Origin of the sequence: Paracoccus sp. SSJ (assembly GCF_030234105.1) — a bacterium.
Lineage (GTDB): Bacteria > Pseudomonadota > Alphaproteobacteria > Rhodobacterales > Rhodobacteraceae > Paracoccus > Paracoccus denitrificans.
Genome location: NZ_JASSPE010000004.1, coordinates 66,309 through 85,416, shown reverse-complemented (window position 1 = coordinate 85,416; position 19,108 = coordinate 66,309). Strand labels below are relative to the sequence as shown.

The window sequence follows — 19,108 nt, the reverse complement described above, 5'->3', positions numbered from 1 at the left end:
TGCCGCTCATCCCGACGGGAAGCCGGGCCGAAACAGAGGAGTCTCCCATGACGCAGATGATCGCCCATTACAGCATCGCCGACTATGCCCGCTTCCGCACCGCCTTCGACGCGGATGCCGAGGATCGCGGCAATAACGGCCTGTCGCTTCTGCAATTGTGGCGTGAGAACGACCAGAGCGCCTGGGCGCTGTTCCAGGTCGGGGACGCCGCTGTCGCGAGGGCCTATCTGGAGGGCGCGGCGGGCGTCTTCAACAGCCAGGCCGGCATCTCGGCCACCGCCTTCCACTTCGTCGAGACCGCCTGATGGCCGCCGAGACGACCGCACTGGCGTTGGCCGCCCTGCTGCAAGCCGTGCAGATCGGCCTCGCCGCCGCCTCGATGAATCGCGACGTCGGCGCAAACTGGAACGCAAGCCCGCGCGATCGCCAGCCGGAATTCTCGGCCCTGACCGGCCGGCTGCGCCGCGCCGTGGACAACCATTTCGAGGGGCTGATCCTGTTCACCATCGCCGTCGTGCTGGTGGTGCTTTCGGATGCCGGCTCGCCCCTGACCGTGCTTTGCTCCTGGAGCTATCTGCTGGCGCGGCTGCTCTACGTTCCCGCCTATGCCTATGGCTGGTCGCCCTGGCGCTCGGTCATCTGGGCGGTAGGCTTCATCGCCACGCTGGTGATGATCCTGACCACGTTATTCACCTGAATCGAACGGGCGGCACCGGAACAGGCGCCGCGAACTGCAAGGAGACCTGAATGTCCACCTATGACCTGATCGTGATCGGCGCCGGTCCCGGCGGCTATGTCTGTGCGATCCGCGCTGCCCAGCTGGGCCTGAAGGTCGCCTGCGTCGAGGGACGCGAGACACTGGGCGGAACCTGCCTGAACGTCGGCTGCATCCCCTCCAAGGCGCTGCTGCATGCCAGCCACATGCTGCACGAAACCCACGAGAACTTTGAAAAGATGGGCCTGATGGGCGCCAAGCCCAAGGTCGATTGGGGCAAGATGCAGGGCTACAAGGCCGAGACGGTCGGCGGCAACACCAAGGGCATCGAGTTCCTGTTCAAGAAGAACAAGATCGACTGGCTCAAGGGCTGGGCCAGCATCGAGGCGCCCGGCAAGGTCAAGGTCGGCGACGCCACCCACGAGACGAAGAACATCGTCATCGCCTCGGGCTCGGAACCGGCCAGCCTGAAGGGGGTCGAGGTCGACAACGACGCCGGCATCGTCGTCGATTCGACCGGCGCGCTGTCCCTGCCGAAGATCCCCAAGTCGATGGTGGTGATCGGCGCCGGGGTGATCGGGCTGGAGCTGGGCTCGGCCTATGCCCGGCTCGGCGCCGAGGTGACGGTGGTCGAATTCCTCGACGCCATCACCCCCGGCATGGACGGCGAGGTGCAAAAGCAGTTCCAGCGGATCCTGGCGAAACAGGGGCTGAAATTCGTCCTCGGCGCCGCCGTGTCCGGGGTCGAGGTCGAAAAGGGCAAGGCCGAGGTCAAGTACAAGCTGCGCAAGGACGACAGCGAGCATGAGATCAAGGCCGAATGCGTGCTGGTCGCGACCGGCCGCCGCCCCTATGTCGCGGGGCTGGGGCTCGACAAGGTCGGCGTCGCGCTGACCGACCGCGGCTTCGTCCAGATCGACGATCATTGGCAGACCAGCGTCAAGGGCATCTATGCCATCGGCGACGCGGTGCCCGGCCCGATGCTGGCCCACAAGGCCGAGGACGAGGGCATGGCGGTCGCCGAGGTCATCGCCGGCAAGCATGGCCATGTGAACTACGACGTCATTCCCGGCGTGATCTACACCACGCCCGAGGTCGCCTCGGTCGGCCTGACCGAAGAGGCCGCAAAGGAAAGCGGCCGCAAGGTCAAGGTCGGCAAATTCCCCTTCATGGGCAATGCCCGCGCCAAGGCGCTGTTCCAGGCCGAAGGCTTCGTCAAGATGATCGCCGATGCCGAGACCGACCGGGTCCTGGGCTGCCACATCATCGGCCCGAACGCGGGCGAGATGATCCACGAGGTCTGCGTGGCGATGGAATTCGGTGCCTCGGCCCAGGACATCGCCCTGACCTGCCATGCGCATCCGACCTGCTCGGAGGCGGTGCGCGAGGCGGCGCTGGCCTGCGGCGACGGCGCGATTCACGCCTGATCGGCGGATCGCCACCGAAATCGCCGCCGCGCTGCGGCGAAAATCCGCCGATGGGCCGCCCTGAACCGGGCGGCCCGTTCTTTTGAATTCCCCGACTCTGGCGGCTGTGGCTAATCCTTCGGTCAATGAAAAGCCAAGGGGCAGTCATGAAATCCATTATCGCATTGTTGGCGCTGGGCGGCGTGCTGGCTGTTGGCGCCTGCGGCGACAATCGGGTCGATCCCGACCGCCGCTATCTGGTCGAACCCCGCGCCTCGGCCGCCCAGGTCGCCGCGCTGCATCCGAACGAGACGCCGGAACTGCGGCGGCTCATCAACAAATACGCCGCGGAATACGAGGTGCCGGTCGATCTGGTGCATCGCGTCATCATCCGCGAATCGACCCATCGCCCCGGGGCCCGCAACGGCCCCTATTACGGGCTGATGCAGATCCTGCCCGCCACCGCGCGCGGCATGGGCTATCGCGGCTCGCCCGCCGGGCTGCTGGATGCCGAGACGAACCTGAAATACGGCGTCAAATACCTGCGCGGCGCCTATATGGTCGCCGACGGCAACAAGGATGCCGCGGTAAAGTGGTATGCCCGCGGCTATTACTACGAGGCCAAGCGCAAGGGCCTGCTGGAAGCAACCGGCCTGCGCTGAGGCGAGGGACAGCGGATCGCGGGGGCGGCCGTCGGGCCGCCCTTTGCATTACAGCTTGCGATTGTAGCGGATAAAGGGCGACTTCTGGCCCACGCGGTCGTAAAGCATGCGGCCCGGATAGTTGTCCTCGGCCGTCAGCCAATAGACGGCGGGAGAGCCGGCACGATCCGCCTCGGCATAGACGGCCTCGATCAGGGCCCGGGCGATGCCCCGGCCGCGGGCCTCGGGGGCGGTAAACAGGTCCTGCAGATAGCAGACCCCTTCGTCGCGCCACAGGTTCGGGTGAAAGACGTAATGCGTCAGCCCAACCAGCCGCCCGTCCGCCTCGGCCACCAGCCCGTGAAAGTCGCGCGGATCGCGCGCCATCAGCCGGGAAAAGGCACGGTCGTAAAAGGACGGCGGCCGGTCGTCGAAGCCGTAGAATGCCTGATAGCCCTCGTAAAGCCGCTGCCAGCCCTTGCGGTCCTCGGGGCGCAGAGCGCGGATCATCGCTGCCGCCCTCAGCGTTGACGGCGGGCCATGAAGGCCAGCCGCTCGAACAGCGCCACGTCCTGTTCGTTCTTCAAGAGCGCGCCGTGCAGTTTCGGCAGCATCTCCCCGGCCGGACGCTTCAGGTCCTCGGGCGACAGATCCTCGGCCAGGATCAGCTTGAGCCAGTCCAGAAGTTCGCTGGTCGAAGGCTTTTTCTTCAGCCCCTGCACCTCGCGCAGTTCCAGGAACTGGCTCAGCGCCTCGTCGAGGATGCGATGCTTCAGGCCGGGATAATGCACCTCGACGATGCGCTTCAACGTCTCGGCATCGGGAAAGCGGATATAGTGGAAAAAGCAGCGGCGCAGAAAGGCGTCCGGCAGTTCCTTTTCGTTGTTCGAGGTGATGATGACCACGGGCCGGTGCCGCGCCTGAACCATCTCTCCGGTCTCGTAGACATGGAACTCCATGCGGTCGAGTTCCTGCAGCAGGTCGTTGGGGAATTCGATATCGGCCTTGTCGATCTCGTCGATCAGCAACACGACCTTGCCCGGCGCCTCGAAAGCCTGCCACAGCTTGCCCTTGCGGATGTAGTTCGCAATATCGTGAACCCGCGCCTCGCCCAGCTGGCTGTCGCGCAGCCGCGACACGGCGTCGTATTCGTAAAGCCCCTGCTGCGCGCGGGTGGTCGATTTCACGTTCCATTCGACGATGGGCAGGTCCAGGCTGGCGGCCACCTGCCGCGCCAGTTCGGTCTTGCCCGTGCCCGGCTCGCCCTTGACCAGCAAGGGCCGTTCCAGCGTGATCGCCGCGTTCACGGCCATGGCCAGATCGGGGGGCGCCACATAGGTTTCGGTCGAGGAAAACTGCATTCGCCTGTCCTTTGCGCAATCTGCGCGACCCTAGCCAGCACCCGCCGCCTTCGCAAGCCGCGGGGCACAACCTGTCGGAATGGCCTAGTGACAATTGGTCTGCCATACTTTATGGGGGCCGCAAGGATCGGGCATCCAGTCGCCCGGCTCCCGGAGGAACGATGAAAGCCCAGACCTTTCTGCCCGAAGATTATCGCCCCGCCGAAGACGAACCTTTCATGAACGAGCGGCAACTCGAATATTTCCGCCGCAAACTGATCGCATGGAAGCAGGAACTTCTGGACCAATCCGCCGAGACACTGGAAGGCTTGCAGGACAGCGCCCGCAACGTGCCCGATCTGGCCGACCGCGCCTCCGAGGAAACGGACCGCTCGCTGGAGCTGCGCACCCGCGACCGCCAGCGCAAGCTGGTCAGCAAGATCGACGCAGCGCTGCGGCGGATCGAAACCGGCGAATACGGCTATTGCGAAATGACGGGCGAGCCGATCAGCCTAAAGCGGCTGGACGCGCGCCCCATCGCCACCATGACGCTGGAAGCGCAGGAACGCCACGAGCGGCGCGAGCGCGTGCATCGCGACGACTGAACGCCGGCCCCTGCGGGGGCCGCTTTCGCAGGTAAGGCGCCATGTCCGGCCTGAAGCAGCATCCCGTCACCATCATCGGCGCAGGCGTGGCCGGCCTGACCGCCGCCTGCGCATTGGCGCAGCGCGGGGCGCAAGTCACGGTGCTGGAGCGCGCGGGCGCCCTGCGCGAGGTCGGCGCGGGCTTGCAGATTTCCCCCAATGCGGTGCGGGTGCTGGCGGCGCTGGGGCTGGAATCGCGGTTCCAGGCAATCTCGGTCCCCTCGGAGCGGGTCGAGCTTTGCGATTCCGTCGGTCGGCTTGTCGCGCGGCTGGACCTGGCACGCCATCGCCCACGCGACCCGTTCCGCCTCGTTCACCGCGCCCGGCTGGTCGCGCTGCTGGAAGAAGCGGCGCGTGAAGCCGGCGCCCGCATCGAGCTGGGCCATGAGGTCGCGGACCTGCCCGATGTGCCGCTGCTGATCGGCGCGGATGGCGTGAAAAGCCGTTTGCGCCCGCAGCTGAACGGCGCCGAGACACCCTTCTTCACCGGCCAGACCGCCTGGCGTGCCCTGATCCCGGCCGATCCCGATGCCGCGCCCATGGTGCAGGTCTTCATGGGGCCGGGACGGCATCTGGTCAGCTATCCGCTGGGCCACGGCCAGCGCAACATCGTCGCCGTCGTCGAGCGCCCCGACTGGCACGAAGAGGGCTGGTCCATCCCCGGCGACCCTACCGAGCTGCGCGCTGCCTTCGCCCGTTTCGGCGGTCCCGTGCCGGGCTGGCTGGAACAGGTTCGGGAGGTCGGCATCTGGGGCCTGCACCGCCACCCGGTCGCCGCGCATTGGCAGGACGGCAGGCGGGCGCTGATCGGCGATGCCGCGCATCCTACCCTGCCCTTCATGGCACAAGGCGCGGTCATGGCGATCGAGGATGCCTGGGTGCTGGCCGCATGCCTTGACGCCGGTCCCGACCAGCAGGCGGCGCTGGCCCGCTTCCAGGCGCTGCGCCAGCCGCGTTGCCAGCGCATCGTCGAGGCGGCCAACGCCAATGCCCGCAACTATCACCTGCGCGGCCCGACCCGCGCCGTCGCCCATGCCGGGCTGCGCGCCGTTTCTCGCCTTGCTCCCGCCCGGCTGATCGAGCGTTTCGCCTGGCTCTACGATTACGACCCGACGGCGGTTTAGGAAAACCGCCGCCGGCTTTCTGGTTGCCCAAAGACGTATGCCAAGGCCGCCACCAAGGGCAGCGCGGCAACCAAGGCGCCCCTCAGGCCGCCTTTTCGACCGCCGCGACGATATCCTCCACGACCTCGCGCAGCACGGTTTCGTCCTCTGCCTCGGCCATGACCCGGATCAGGGGTTCGGTGCCGGACTTGCGGATCAGCACCCGGCCAGAGCCGTTCAGCCGCGCCTCGGCCCGCGCGATCTCGGCCTGCACGCTGTCCTTGGACAACGGATCGGCCCCGACGGCATAGCGCACGTTCTTCAGAAGCTGCGGCACCGGCTCGAACTGCGCCACCAGCTCCGAGGCGCGCTGGCCGCTGTCCGACAGCGCCGCCAGGAATTGCAGGCTGGCGATCAGCCCGTCGCCGGTGGTGGCGTAATCGGTCATCACGATATGACCCGACTGCTCGCCGCCCAGGTTGAAGCCCGCGCCGCGCATCCGCTCGACCACATAGCGATCGCCGACGGCGGTTCGCTCCAGCCGCAGCCCGCGGCCTTGCAGGAACCGTTCCAGCCCCAGATTCGACATCACCGTCGCCACCAGCGCGCCCCCGCGCAGCCGGCCCTGCGCCGCCCAGCGAGCGGCCAACAACGCCATGATCTGGTCGCCATCCGCCACCTGGCCCTTTTCGTCCACGATCATCACCCGGTCGGCATCGCCGTCCAGGCTGATGCCCATGTCGGCGCCATGCTCCAGCACCGCACGGGCGCAGGCCTCGGGATGGGTCGAGCCCAGCCCGTCATTGATGTTGTGCCCGTTCGGGGAAACGCCCAGCGGGATCACTTCGGCGCCCAGTTCCCACAGCACGTCCGGGGCGGCGCGATAGGCGGCGCCGTTGGCGCAATCCACAACCACCTTCAGCCCCTCCAGCCGCTGGCCCGACGGGAAGGTGGTCTTGGCATATTCGACATAGCGCCCGCGCCCGTCGTCGATGCGCTTGGCGCGGCCGATGTTCTGCGGCTGGGCCGGGATGATCTCACCCGCCACGATGGCCTCGATCCGGGCCTCGGCCTCGTCGGACAGCTTGAACCCGTCCGGGCCGAAGAACTTGATGCCGTTGTCATGCGCCGGATTGTGGCTGGCCGAGATCATGATGCCCACATCCGCCCGCATCGAGCGGGTCAGATAGCCCACCGCCGGCGTCGGCACCGGCCCCAGCAGCAGCACGTTCATGCCGGTGCTGGTCAGCCCGGCGGTCAGTGCGTTCTCCAGCATATAGCCCGACAGGCGGGTGTCCTTGCCGATGACGACGCGGTGGTGATCCTCGCCGCTCCGGCGGAAATAGCGGCCGGCGGCCGCGCCCAGGCGCAGCGCCATCTCGGCCGTCATCGGATGGGTGTTGGCGCGTCCACGGACGCCATCGGTGCCGAATAGTTTCCTGCTCATTTTGCCCCGCTCATCTTGTCTCTGCGGTTACGGCCCGCCAAAGAGCGAGGCCCTGCCGTGTTTCTGCCGCGTCATGGACGCGGTGGATCTGTATCCCCTGCGCGATCCCGGCCAGCGTCAGCGCCAGCGTTCCCGCCACCCGGTCGGCCGGGCGCTCTGCCCCGCCGATGCTGCCGATGAACCGCTTGCGCGAAACCCCCAGCAGCACGGTGCAACCCAACCCATGGTAGAGCGAGATGCGCCGCAGGATGGCCAGATTATGCGCCTGCGTCTTGCCGAAACCAATGCCGGGATCGATCACGATCCTGTCGCGAGGGATGCCCGCCGCCTCGGCCCGCGAGATACGCTCGGCCAGGGCGTCGTAGACGTCCAGCAGCACATCGCCATAGGTCGGGTTGTCCTGCATGGTTTCGGGAATGCCCTGGGCATGCATCAGGCAGACCGGCACGCCGGCCGCCGCCACCAGCCCGGCCATGTCCGGGTCGAAGTCGAAGCCCGAAACATCGTTGACCAACCCCGCCCCGGCCACGATGGCGGCCCGCGCCACCCCTGCCTTGCGGGTATCGATCGAGACCGCCGCCAGCCCCCGCGCCGCGGCAATGGCGGGGGCCACGCGGGCGACTTCCTCGGCCACCGGCACTTCGCGGGCACCCGGTCTGGTTGATTCGCCGCCGATATCCAGGATCTCGGCCCCCTGCCCGGCCAGCAGCCGCGCCTGCTCGGCCCCGTCATAGCTTCCGCCGTCCGAGAAACTGTCGGGCGTGGCGTTGACGATCCCCATGATGCGGGGGTGGTCCATGGAAAGGCCCAGAAGCGGCGCACGAGGCGCGACCAGCGCCGCCAGCACCGCCTCGGGGGCGCTGTCCACCACGCGGGGCGCCTCGCCGCGGCGCAAAAGCTCGAATTGCGAAAAGCGCACCCAACCGCCGGCCAATTGCCAGCGACCCGTCTCACAGGGAATGGGGCGAAAATAATCGGTCATGCTGCGCGTCTGTAAGCCGGCGGGCGGGCGATTCAAGCACGAAGTCAAAGATGCCCGGTCGGGACGCGGAAACCCGCCGGCAGCACCGGCTCCGGCGCACCCTCCGGCAGGGCCCAGTCGAGCCGGATCGCCCCCAGCCGCTCGGCCAGCCACAGCGCCAGCGCATGCGGCTCGGCCGCCAGGCCGGCCACGTCGCGCACCATGCGGGCCGGAGCCCAAACCACGGCGCGGCCCTCGCTTGCCGCCCAGTCAAGCTCGGTGCGACTGTCGGCCACGGTCAGGCCGAGATGGCCGGCCAAGGCCCAGGCGGCCTGGTCCAGCGCCAGCAATTCGATTTCGCGCGCATTGCCGCCCTGCGGCAAAGGCAGGCCGGGCGCGTCGGGGACCAGCGCCACCGCGCCCTCGGGCAGCGCCAGTTCGCGGCCGTGAAAGATCACCCGGATCGGCGCCTGGACCTGATCGGCCTTGACCCGGGGCTGGCGGCGCACCAGCGTCACCCCCAGCGCTCCTGGAATGCGGTCCAGCTTTTCCACCGTGACCGACACCTGCGCCGCACGCGGATGCGCCAGGATCTGCGCGGCGATCTTTTCGGCCAGCGTCTCCAGCAGGTCATAGCGGCGATCCGCCAGCCCCGCCGCCACCGCGCCGGTCAAGATGTCATAGGAAAGGATCCGGTCCACCTCGTCGTTTACGCCGACGACATGGGTGGCCAGTTCAACCTCGATGTCGAAGCGCAGCCGCTGCGGTTGACCCCGCTCGGTCTGGAACGCGCCGATCTCGGCCGAAAGGACATAATCGCGCAGGTGGATACGGTCAGGCTGGTCCATGCCACCCGTGTTTTCAGGAAAACGGCCCCGCCGCAAGGGACAAGGCCGCGCATCGGGCAGCAGATTTGCGTCGCCGCCTCAGTTCGAGGCCAGCCGGCGATCCGAACGATAGAAGATGTGGCTGCCGATGCGGGTCGTGCGCTCGAACCGCTTGGACCACGAGGGCCGGACCGCGCGGGTATGGAAATAGGTCGCGCCGTTCGTCAGCGTGCGCGGGGCGCCGGCCAGGGCGGCCATGGCGACCTTCTGCACCCGGGCATAGGTGCCCTTTTCGCGGATGCGGGCGCTCTTGTTATAGGTGAACTGGCCGCGCTGGTTCACCACACCGCAGACGGTCTTGGGGAAACGCGGATGATCGACGCGGTTCAGGATCACCTCGGCGACGGCCTGCTGGCCCTGCACGCCTTCGCCGCGGGCCTCGAAATACAGCGCCTCGGACAGGCATTGCAGATCGGTAGGGTTGATCTGGACGGTCGCCTGGCGGGCGGCGCGTCCCTTCTTGGTTTCATATGCAACCTGGTGCTGCCCGTCGGCCATGGCCGGAACTGCTGCGACAGGCGAAAGAGCGACAGCCACACACACGGAAACGCGCGCCAGCCATGACTTGCTAATCGACATGTTGGTCCTGTTTTCGGTCCGGGCCCGGCCCGGTCTGGTTCGTCGGAAGGGCCGCCCCAAGGTCAACTCACGGGCGGCGGTCTGGCGCTAGAGGCCCGAAACAGGACGGGACGGGCCAGCCCACATGGGCGTGAGTGGCGAGATTCACCTGAAATCAAGGGATTCTGGCGGAAACTCGCCGATGACAAATTGGATAACGGGCAAGTTCCGGCCAAAACCGGCGAGTCCTAGGACTCAACCTCGACGCTCGATTCGGCCTCTTCCCGGCCCATGAGAATCGATTCCTGCGCCGCGGCCAGACGCGCCACCGGCACCCGGAAGGGCGAGCAGGAGACATAGTTCACCCCCGTCCGCAGACAGAAGGCGATGGATTCCGGGTTGCCGCCATGTTCGCCGCAGACCGCGATGGTAATGTCGGGCTTGTGGTCGCGGGCGCGCTCGGTGCCGATGGCGACAAGCTCGCCCACCCCATCGAAGTCGAGGATGTGGAACGGATCCTCGGAATAGACGCCCTGGCTGACATAGGTGCCCATGAAGCGGCCGGCATCGTCGCGCGACAGCCCATAGGTCATCTGCGTCAAGTCGTTGGTGCCAAAGGACAGAAAGGCCGAATGCTCGGCAATGTCGCCCGCACGCAGTGCGGCGCGCGGGGTCTCGACCATGACGCCCAGGCGATAGGTGAAATCCTTGCGCGTCTCGTTGCGGACGGCGGCGGCCACGGCGTCGATGCGGGTCTTGACCAGCTCGACCTCGCGCCGGGCGCTGACCAGCGGGATCATGATCTCGGGCACCACCGGATCGCCGTTGCGGCTGGCCTCGATGGTGGCCTCGAAGATGGCGCGGGCCTGCATGTCGTAGATCTCGGGGACGGTGATCCCCAGCCGCACGCCGCGCATGCCCAGCATCGGGTTGAATTCCGACAGCGCCTCGACCCGGCGGGTCACGTCCGACAGCGGCAGGTCCAGCGATTCGGCCAGTTCCCGCATCCCCTCGCGGTCATGGGGCAGGAATTCGTGCAGGGGCGGGTCGAACAGGCGGATGGTGACCGGCAGCCCGGCCATGATCTCGAACAGTGCCGCGAAATCGCTGCGCTGCATGGGCAAGAGGCGCTCCAGCGACAGGCTGCGATCCTCGGGCTTGCCGGCAAAGATCATCTCGCGCATGGCGGGCAGGCGCTCGTCGTCGAAGAACATGTGCTCGGTGCGGCACAGGCCGATGCCCTGCGCGTTGAACATGCGGGCGGTGCGGGCGTCCTCGGGCGTGTCGGCATTGGCGCGGATCTTGATGCGGCAATGCGCATCGGCCCATTCCAGAAGCTGGGTGAATCCGTCGTCCAGCGCCGGCTCCAGCATCTCGGCGGCGCCGGCCAGCACCTCGCCCGAGGTGCCGTCGATGGTGATCTCCTCTCCCTCGTGGAACAGCCGGCCGCCGACCAGCATGGTGCGGGCGCGCGGGTCGATCGAGATGCCGCTGGCGCCCACGATGCAGGGCAGGCCGATGCCGCGGGCGATCACCGCGGCATGGCTGGTCATGCCGCCGCGCTCTGTCAGCACCGCGACGGCGGCATGCATGCCGCGGATGTCCTCGGGCACGGTCTCGCGGCGCACCAGCACGCAGCGTTCGCCCCGCGCCTCGGCAGCCTGGGCGGCGGCGGCGGTAAAGACGATGCGCCCGGTGGCGGCGCCGGGGCTGGCATTGATGCCGCGGGCGATCACGTCGCGGGGCGCGCGCGGGTCGACCTGATGATGCAGCAGGTCCGACAGCGCCCGCGGCTCGACCCGCATCACCGCCTCTTCCGGCGGGATGATGCCGTCGCGAGCCAGCGCCACCGCGATGCGGACGCTGGCGCGCGAGTTGCGGCTGACCCGCACCGCATCGATGATCGACAGCCGGCTGTCCGAGACGACGAATTCGATCTGCATCTCCTCGCGCAGCCGTTCGCGGGCGGCGACGCCGAAGCGGACCAGATCGGCAAAGACCTCGGGCGCGGCTTCCTCGAGCGAGGGGCCGCGCGGGTCGCGGGTCAGGTAGAGCGTCTCGGCCCCCTCGCCCTTGGAGCGGCCCTGGGTCTGGCCGCGAAAGCGGCCGGTGATGCGCGGTGCGCCGGTCACGCTGTCGATGAACTGGATGGTGCCCGAGCCGGTGACGCCCGGCCCGATCGCCAGCGCCATGTCCTGCACCACCAGCCCCAGCGGCGCAAGCGGCGGCGCCCCCTTGGCCTGGCGCAAGAGCCGCGCGGTCGGCCCGTCCCAGGCCCGCGCCATGCTTCGCAGCACCTCGGCCAGCTGGCGCGCCGGATCCTGGGGAAATTCCTCGTCGGTTTCGTCCTCATAGGCGCGCAGCGCGGCCTCGAGCCCGCCCTCGCTGTCCGAGAACATGTCCGGATCAAGCCGCGCGACATGGATCGCATAGGATTGCACGAAGCCCAGATAGATCGCATCCGCCGCCGCCTTGCCGCGGGTCTGGACCAGCCGGGCGTGGCAGGCATGGTTGATGCCGACGTTCAGCACCGTGCCCGGCCCGCCCCAGGCCGGGTTCATCGCCGAGGGCCGCACGCTGACCAGCCCGTCGGCGCGTTCGACCATCGCGGCCAGGCGTGCGCGGTCGGGCATCTGGCCGGCGGCGATGGCGCGCACCGCCTCGGCCGACAGCGCAAAGCTGGTCGGGACCGGCAGCTCCATGCGGACCAGGCGCTGCAGGCATTTCGCGCGCCAGCCGTGGCGTGCGGTCTGGATCCCCGCCGAGGGGGTGATTTCGACGATGGCACCTGGATCTGTCAGCGCGGTCATGATGCCGTCACATTAGGCATGGCAGGCGCATTGCTGCAAGTGCGAAGAGCGGGGGCCGACTGCCCCCGCACCCCCGTGAGTATTTATGAAACGGTGAAGGGCCGAATCAGCCCTCGATCCGGCCGAAATCCGCGATCAGCCGGCCAGCGTCGCGGATGCGCGACAGCAGGTTCAGCCGGTTGCGACGCAGGATCTGGTTGTCGCTGTTGATCTGCACCGCCTCGAAGAAGGCGTCGATGGGCGCGCGCAGGCTGGCGATGCCTTGGGTCGCGGCCTGGAAATCCTCGAGCCGGACGGCCTCGCGGATCGCCGGTTCGGCCTTGTCGAGGGCGGCGAACAGGGTACGTTCCTCGTCAGTCTCGGCGAATTTCGGATCGGCGCCGAAGCTGTATTCGACGCCGTCCTTTTCCTCGGCCTGGGCGAGGATGTTGCCGGCGCGCTTGAGCCCTTGCAGCAGGTTGGTGCCGTCCTCGGTCTTCAGCACGTCCGAAAGCGCCGTGGCACGATTGACCAGCAGCACCAGGTCATCGTTGCCGGGCATCGACAGCACCGCGTCGATGATGTCGTGGCGGACGCCCTGGTCGCGCAGATGGACCTTGAGCCGGTCGTGGAAGAAGGCAAGGAGGTCGGCGGCGTCGACATCGGGTCGGGCCTTGGCAAAGGTCCGGCCCAGATTGGCACGCACCCCGTTCACCAACAGCAGCCGGATCACCCCCAGCGCGGCGCGGCGCAGGGCGAAGGGGTCTTTCGAGCCGGTGGGCTTCTCGTCGATGGCCCAGAACCCGGTCAGCGTGTCCAGCTTGTCGGCCAGTGCCACCGCCACTGAGACGGGCGCCGACGGCACCGCATCCGAGGGGCCGAGCGGCGAGTAATGGTCGCGGGCGGCATCGGCCACCGGCTCGGGCAGGCCGGCCTCCAGCGCGTAATAGCGGCCCATGATGCCTTGCAGCTCGGGGAACTCGCCGACCATGGCCGAACGCAGGTCGAGCTTGGCGATCCTGGCCGCCTGTTCCGCCTGATCGGCATCGGCCCCGACCAGCGGCGCGATCTCGCGCGCCAATGCGGCGATGCGGGCGATGCGGTCGGCCTGGCTGCCAAGCTTGCTCTGGAACGTCACCGAGCGCAGCCCCTCGGCCCAGTCGGCCATTCCGGCCTTCGCCTCGCGCAGGTCGTTTTCCCAGAAGAAGGCCGCGTCGGACAGGCGGGCGGCCAGCACGCGCTGGTTGCCTTTCAGGATCGTCTCGCCATGGTCCGGGGTCTCGATATTCGCCACGGTGACGAAGCCCTCGATACGCCCGGTCTTGGGATTGCGGGCCGAGAAGAACTTCTGGTGCTCCTTCATCGAGGTTTGCAGCACCTCGGGCGGCAGCGCCAGGAAACGGTCCTCGATGGCACCCATCAGCGGCACCGGCCATTCGACAAGGCCGGCGACTTCGGAAAGCAGGCCCTCGTCCGGCACGATCTCCCAGCCGCGGGCGAATGCGAGGTTCGCCGCCTCCTGCCGGATCGCGGCCTCGCGCTCGGCGGCGTCCAGCATGACGCGGGCGCGGCGCAGCTTGGCGGCATAGTCCTCGAAGCCCGAGACGGCGATCTCGTCGGGGGCCATGAAGCGGTGGCCGCGGGTGGTGTTGCCGGCGCGGATGCCCTCGATCTCCAGCGGCACCACGCTGGCGCCGGATTCGTCCGAAAGCAGGCAGATGATGGAATGCAGCGGCCGCACCCAGCGCAGGCTGCCCGAGCCCCAGCGCATCGACTTGGGCCAGGGGAAATCGCGGATCGCACGCTCCAGCACCTCGGCGACGATCTCGGCGGCGGGGCGGCCGGGCTTCGTGACCACCGCGAACCAGACCTGGCCCTTCTTGTCGTCGCGCGCCTCCAGTTGCTCGCGCGTCAGGCCGGTCGAGCGCAGGAAGCCCTCCAGTGCCGCCTCGGGGGCGTCGGTGCGGGGGCCCTTGCGTTCCTCGCGCGTGGTGGGGCTTTGCGCGGTCAGCCCCTCGATCGCCAGCGCCAGCCGGCGCGGGGTCGAAAAGGCGCCGGCCGATTTGTAGGTCAGGCCGGCCTCGACCAGCCCGTCGGTGACGAGTTTCTTCAGATCCCCGCGGGCACGGGCCTGCATCCGCGCCGGAATTTCCTCCGAGAAAAGCTCGATCAGAAGGTCGGGCATCAGTCCATCACTCCGCGTTCGGGGGTCTTGTCGTTGAATTGGTGCCAGGCAAAGGCGCGGCCGTCGGGATAGACCACGATAACCCGGTCCACGTCGGGGCGGATCTCGGCCTGGCCCAGCACGGCGCGGGCCCCACCCGATTCCAGGTCGGCGGTCAGCGCCCTGGCGGAATAGCACTTGAACCAGCCCGGCCCGTTCAGCGGCGTCGCACCGGCATAGGGCGTGGCATCGGCCAGTTCGGCCGGGTCCAGCGTGAAGCAGGCGCGATAGCGGATGGGCGAGCTTGTCGCGTCGATGGCCTTGAAATCCGCGACCGCGACCGGATGGGTGGCGCCCTGCGCATCGGTGACGACGATGTCCTGCGCGCCGCTGATCTCGTCCACCTGATCGTAGAAGCCGTAGACCTGCAGATACCAGACGGCGAGGCCGGCCATCACCGCCACCAACACCAGCATCGAGGCGACGATCTTGCCCGAGCTCATGCCGCGTCCTCCGCTTGCAGGGTCGCGGCCTCGGTGGTGACGAACAGGTCGGCGCAGCGTTTCGCCAGCGCGCGGACGCGGCCGATATAGGCCTGGCGTTCGGTGACCGAGATCACGCCGCGCGCGTCCAGCAGGTTGAACAGGTGGCTGGCCTTGATCGCCTGGTCATAGGCCGGATGCGCCATCGGGATGCGCCGCCCGGCACTGTCCGTCTCGGCCGCGGTCAGGATGCGGTCGCATTCCGCCTCGGCATCCTTGAAATGTTGCAGCAGCATCCCGGTATCGGCCTGCTCGAAGTTCCAGCGGGAGTATTCGCGCTCGGCCTGGCGGAAGACGTCGCCATAGCTCAGCGGGATCGGGCTGCCGGGCGGGTTGAAGGGCATGTCCATCACATGCTCGACCCCCAGCACATACATCGCCAGACGCTCCAGGCCATAGGTCAGCTCGCCCGAGACCGGGCGGCAGTCATGCCCGCCGACCTGCTGGAAATAGGTGAACTGGCTGACCTCCATGCCGTCGCACCAGACCTCCCACCCCAGGCCCCAGGCGCCCAGCGTCGGGCTTTCCCAGTCGTCCTCGACGAAGCGCACGTCGTGGATCATCGGGTCGAGGCCGATGGCCGCAAGGCTGCCCAGGTAAAGCTCTTGCAGGTTCGGGGGCGAGGGTTTGATGATGACCTGATACTGGTAGTAATGCTGCAAGCGGTTCGGGTTCTCGCCATAGCGGCCGTCGGTCGGACGGCGCGAGGGCTGGACATAGGCCGCGGCCCAGGGCCGGGCCCCAAGGCTGCGCAGCGTGGTCGCCGGGTGGAAGGTGCCGGCGCCGACCTCCATGTCATAGGGTTGCAGCACCGCACAGCCCTGCGCGGCCCAATAGGATTGCAGGCGCAGGATCACGTCCTGAAAGCAGACGGGTCTCGCCGTCTGATTGTCCTTTGGGCTGGTCATCGGGGCTTCCTTCGGCATAACTGGCAGGAAATGTCTGCCGCCTTCTAGGCAGAGGGCGGCGCAGGGTCAATGAGAGGGACATGCCCATGCGGCGCTTTGCATTCGTCATCGGTGCGGCTCTGCCGCTGGCCCTTGCCACGGCGGCGCAGGCCGAGGATGTGGTGATCCGCATCGAGGCCAAGCGCGGCGCCGACGCCGCCCGCGCCACCGCCGAGGGCTGGAGCGCCGAGTTCCCCGATGTCGTGACCTTCCCGCTGGCCGATGGCTGGGTCGGCATCGCGCTGGGGCCGATGCCGCGCGAAGAGGCGGTCCCCCGGCTGGAGCAGCTGAAGCAGGAACGCAAGGTGCCGGGCGACAGCTTCCTGTCCGCCGCCGAGGGGCGCGAACTGACGCGCATCGGCGCAGCCGCGGGCACGACCATCCCGGCGGCAGCGGAAACGCCGGCCGGCAATGCCTCGACCTTCCCGCAGGGCGCGGCCCAAGAACAGGCCCAGCCGGCGGCCGGCGACCTGGCTGGCGAGGACGCACCAGCCGAACCCGAGACCGCCGCCGAGCCCGCGCCGGCACAGTTCGTCTTGCGCCTGGAATCCACCACAGACCACGCCCGGGCCGAGGAAATGCTGGCGAAATGGCGCGAAACCCTGCCCGAAGCCGGGCTGTGGACCCTGCCGAACGGCCGGCTGGCCATCGGCTTCGGCCCGATGGACGAGGCGACCGGCACCGCCTGGCTCAAGGCGTTCAAGGATGCCGGCGCGGTGCCCAAGGACGCCTTCCTTGCGCCGGGCGAGGACATGGGAGAGATCGCGATCATCGGCAAGGTGCCGGATCTGGGCGCACCCCCTGCCCCGGACGCCGCATCGGTGCCCATGCCGCCGCTGGAGGACATCCAGCGCGCACTGCGTTGGGCCGGCCATTACGACGGCGGCATCGACGGCAAGGATGGCCCCAAGACCCGCGCCGCCATTGCCGAGGAGATCGTGCGCCTGCGCGCCTCGCCCGATACCGCGACCGCCATGGCCGAGCTGATCCGGCGGCGCGAGGCGTGGCGCGCCGAGATGGGGCTGGCCGAGTTGCGCGATGCCCATACCGGCCTTGCCCTGCCCGCGCCGATGGAAAAGCTGCAATTCGACCGTGCCGAGCGCGCGCTGTCGATCTATGGACCCAAGGACGGCTCGGGCGCGGCGCTGATCCTGTTCTCGCAGCCCGGCGGCCAGCAGGAGATGCTGGACCTCGCCGGCCTCGTCACCGCGCTTGGCTGGGTACCGGCGCCCGAGCGCAAGGTGGAACGCGGCAGCGTCGTGCTGGACGGCAGGAACCAGACCCATATCGGCCATGCCGAGGGCCGGGTGATTGATGGCCGCGTGCAGGGCTTCGTGCTGATCTGGCCGATCTCGGACCCCGAGGGCCAGCACCGGCTGGCGGCCGAGATCTCGGACAACCTGGCCCGCTTTGCCCCCGGCGCGGGCGAGGCGCAGCCCGAGGCGCCCGCCATCGCCCCGGCCCTCGCCCCGACCGTCGCCCAGGACTAGCTGCGCCAGAACCGCGGCAGGAACAGCACCAGCACCGAGATCAGCTCCAGCCGGCCCAGATACATCCCCCAGATCATCAGCCATTTCGAGGCGGTGGGGAAATCCGTCACCGCACCCTCGGGCGTCAGTTCCGGCCCCCAGACCACGCCGACATTGGCGATCGCGGTCCAGGCCGCGGTCAGCGCCGTGCGCGGATGCAGCCCGGTCAGCGCCAGCCCGACGATCAGCAGGCCGAAGCTGAGGATGAACAGGGTAAAGAAGGCCATGACCGAATCGACCACGTCCTCCTCCAGCGGGCGGCCGCCGTAGAGCAGCGGAAACACCCGATGCGGCGACTGCATGCGCCTGAGCTGCGCCTTGACCGCCTGGAACAGCACCAGATAGCGGAACACCTTGACCGAGCACGAGGTCGAGCCGGTGCAGCCGCCGATCAGCCCGACCACGATCAGGATGACGAAGGGGAAATGCCCCCATTGCGTCACGTCGGTCGAGGCGAAGCCCGTGCCGGAAAAGGTCGAGACGACGTTGAACGTGGTCTCGCGGATCACGTCGAGGGGGTTCTTCGCCTCAAGCCACAAGAGCCGGTAGAGCACCACCACCGCGATGGCGTAGAAGGTCCAGCGCAGATAGGCCCGGACCTGGATGTCGCGCCAGATCGGCTCGGCCGAGCCGCGGATCAGCTGCACCATGCGGATGAAGGGGATCGAGGCCAGGATCATGAAGAAGGCGGCGGCATATTCCGCCGGCCCGATGAAGGGCGCGAAACTGGCGTCGTAATTGGAGAACCCCCCGGTCGAGCAGGTGGACAGCGCCAGCACCAGCGCGTCGAAGCCCTTCATGCCCAGCAGGATATAGACCACCATGCAGCTTGCGGTCATGGCGATATAGACCCCGGTCATCTCGCGCGCGATGTCGAAGGCGCGGGGCAGGATCTTGCCCAGGGTGTCGAAGCCTTCCGAGCGAAAGAACTGCATGCCCCCGACCTTCATCGCCGGCAGGAAGATCATGGCGACGACGATGATCCCCAGGCCGCCCGCCCAGTTCAGGAAGGCCCGCCACAGATTCGTGCCCTTGGGCAGGTTGTCCAGATCGGGGAATGCCGTGGTGCCGGTGGTGGTGACGCCCGACATGGCCTCGAAATAGGCATCGGTAAAGCCGACATGCGGCGCGCCCAGCATGAACGGCAGCGCACCCGCCACCGGCACCACCAGCCACAGCATCGCAGTCAGCAGAAAGACCTGCTGGATGGTCAGCGACTTGTCCACCTGCCGGGTGGACAGCGCCACCAGCCCGCCGGCCAGCGTGGTCAGGATCCCGCATTCCAGGAAGATCAGCCAATGCGGATCGCCGTGCCACCAGTCGACCAGCATGGGCAGCGCCATCGCCGCCCCCAGCGTGACGACGACCTTGCCGACGATATTGGCCACGGGACGGATATCGATCATGCCGCCCTGCTTGCCCCGCCGCCCTGCAA

General features: G+C 68.1%; 18 protein-coding genes. 7 read left to right on the top strand and 11 right to left on the bottom strand.

From position 1 onward, the window contains the following. The first annotated feature begins 47 nt into the window (after positions 1-47). The 4 genes from QPR87_RS05675 to QPR87_RS05660 all read left to right on the top strand — a co-directional run bounded on the left by QPR87_RS05675 (position 48) and on the right by QPR87_RS05660 (position 2,783). Positions 48-305: a hypothetical protein gene (locus QPR87_RS05675; protein WP_285048721.1), complete on the top strand. Its 258-nt coding sequence runs from the start codon at positions 48-50 to the stop codon at positions 303-305. After that, entirely contained in the window at positions 305-697 is a 393-nt protein-coding gene (locus tag QPR87_RS05670; protein WP_104491205.1) for an MAPEG family protein, read from the top strand. Before QPR87_RS05675 ends, QPR87_RS05670 begins: the two co-directional genes overlap by 1 nt. Positions 698-747: 50 nt before the next feature. Then, positions 748-2,142 carry a dihydrolipoyl dehydrogenase gene (gene lpdA / locus QPR87_RS05665; RefSeq protein ID WP_285048720.1) on the top strand — a complete coding sequence of 465 codons (1,395 nt, stop codon included), beginning with the start codon at positions 748-750 and terminating at the stop codon, positions 2,140-2,142. Positions 2,143-2,288: 146 nt separating this feature from the next. After that, a complete protein-coding gene (locus QPR87_RS05660; RefSeq protein WP_011746895.1) occupies positions 2,289-2,783 on the top strand; it encodes a lytic transglycosylase domain-containing protein in 495 nt (164 codons plus the stop codon). A gap of 48 nt (positions 2,784-2,831) precedes the next feature. Here the strand turns inward: QPR87_RS05660 and QPR87_RS05655 are convergent, their stop codons facing one another. Together QPR87_RS05655 and QPR87_RS05650 are read right to left on the bottom strand one after the other, a co-directional pair. Then, positions 2,832-3,272: a GNAT family N-acetyltransferase gene (locus tag QPR87_RS05655; RefSeq protein ID WP_104491203.1), complete on the bottom strand. Its 441-nt coding sequence runs from the start codon at positions 3,270-3,272 to the stop codon at positions 2,832-2,834. 11 nt (positions 3,273-3,283) lie between these two features. Further along, complete coding sequence (locus QPR87_RS05650; protein WP_011746893.1) at positions 3,284-4,123, bottom strand: AAA family ATPase; 840 nt, start codon at positions 4,121-4,123, stop codon at positions 3,284-3,286. Positions 4,124-4,284: 161 nt separating this feature from the next. Between QPR87_RS05650 and dksA the strand changes: the two genes are divergently transcribed. Both dksA and QPR87_RS05640 read left to right on the top strand, forming a co-directional pair. Then, positions 4,285-4,707 (top strand): RNA polymerase-binding protein DksA, encoded by a 423-nt coding sequence (gene dksA, locus QPR87_RS05645; RefSeq protein ID WP_011746892.1) that lies wholly within the window; start codon positions 4,285-4,287, stop codon positions 4,705-4,707. 41 nt (positions 4,708-4,748) lie between these two features. Further along, positions 4,749-5,870 (top strand): FAD-dependent oxidoreductase, encoded by a 1,122-nt coding sequence (locus QPR87_RS05640; protein ID WP_285048719.1) that lies wholly within the window; start codon positions 4,749-4,751, stop codon positions 5,868-5,870. Positions 5,871-5,952: 82 nt separating this feature from the next. On the opposite strand, the gene glmM is transcribed toward QPR87_RS05640, so the two are convergent. The 8 genes from glmM to QPR87_RS05600 form a co-directional block, all read right to left on the bottom strand. Beyond that, positions 5,953-7,296 carry a phosphoglucosamine mutase gene (gene glmM, locus QPR87_RS05635; RefSeq protein ID WP_011746890.1) on the bottom strand — a complete coding sequence of 448 codons (1,344 nt, stop codon included), beginning with the start codon at positions 7,294-7,296 and terminating at the stop codon, positions 5,953-5,955. Positions 7,297-7,306: 10 nt separating this feature from the next. Continuing rightward, positions 7,307-8,278, bottom strand: a complete 972-nt coding sequence (gene folP, locus QPR87_RS05630) for a dihydropteroate synthase (RefSeq protein ID WP_285048718.1) — start codon at positions 8,276-8,278, stop codon at positions 7,307-7,309. Between the two features lie 44 nt (positions 8,279-8,322). Beyond that, the gene (locus QPR87_RS05625; RefSeq protein ID WP_285048717.1) at positions 8,323-9,105 is read right to left on the bottom strand and encodes a dihydroneopterin aldolase; all 783 of its coding nucleotides are present in this window, start codon (positions 9,103-9,105) and stop codon (positions 8,323-8,325) included. Positions 9,106-9,183: 78 nt separating this feature from the next. Then, a complete protein-coding gene (locus tag QPR87_RS05620) occupies positions 9,184-9,642 on the bottom strand; it encodes a cell wall hydrolase (protein WP_502921599.1) in 459 nt (152 codons plus the stop codon). A 308-nt stretch (positions 9,643-9,950) separates the two neighbouring features. Beyond that, on the bottom strand, positions 9,951-12,512 hold the full coding sequence (locus QPR87_RS05615) for a putative PEP-binding protein (protein ID WP_011746886.1): 2,562 nt from the start codon (positions 12,510-12,512) through the stop codon (positions 9,951-9,953). 106 nt (positions 12,513-12,618) lie between these two features. Then, the gene (gene glyS / locus QPR87_RS05610; protein WP_285048715.1) at positions 12,619-14,676 is read right to left on the bottom strand and encodes a glycine--tRNA ligase subunit beta; all 2,058 of its coding nucleotides are present in this window, start codon (positions 14,674-14,676) and stop codon (positions 12,619-12,621) included. Further along, complete coding sequence (locus tag QPR87_RS05605; RefSeq protein ID WP_285048714.1) at positions 14,676-15,158, bottom strand: DUF6446 family protein; 483 nt, start codon at positions 15,156-15,158, stop codon at positions 14,676-14,678. The genes glyS and QPR87_RS05605 overlap by 1 nt, the downstream gene beginning before the upstream one ends. After that, positions 15,155-16,105 carry a glycine--tRNA ligase subunit alpha gene (locus QPR87_RS05600; protein ID WP_285048713.1) on the bottom strand — a complete coding sequence of 317 codons (951 nt, stop codon included), beginning with the start codon at positions 16,103-16,105 and terminating at the stop codon, positions 15,155-15,157. The genes QPR87_RS05605 and QPR87_RS05600 overlap by 4 nt, the downstream gene beginning before the upstream one ends. Before the next feature lie 86 nt (positions 16,106-16,191). On the opposite strand from QPR87_RS05600, the gene QPR87_RS05595 reads away from it, so the two are divergent. Then, entirely contained in the window at positions 16,192-17,634 is a 1,443-nt protein-coding gene (locus QPR87_RS05595) for a peptidoglycan-binding domain-containing protein (protein WP_285048712.1), read from the top strand. Here the strand turns inward: QPR87_RS05595 and QPR87_RS05590 are convergent. Further along, positions 17,631-19,079, bottom strand: a complete 1,449-nt coding sequence (locus QPR87_RS05590) for a TrkH family potassium uptake protein (protein ID WP_011746881.1) — start codon at positions 19,077-19,079, stop codon at positions 17,631-17,633. The genes QPR87_RS05595 and QPR87_RS05590 overlap by 4 nt on opposite strands. Positions 19,080-19,108: the final 29 nt, after the last annotated feature.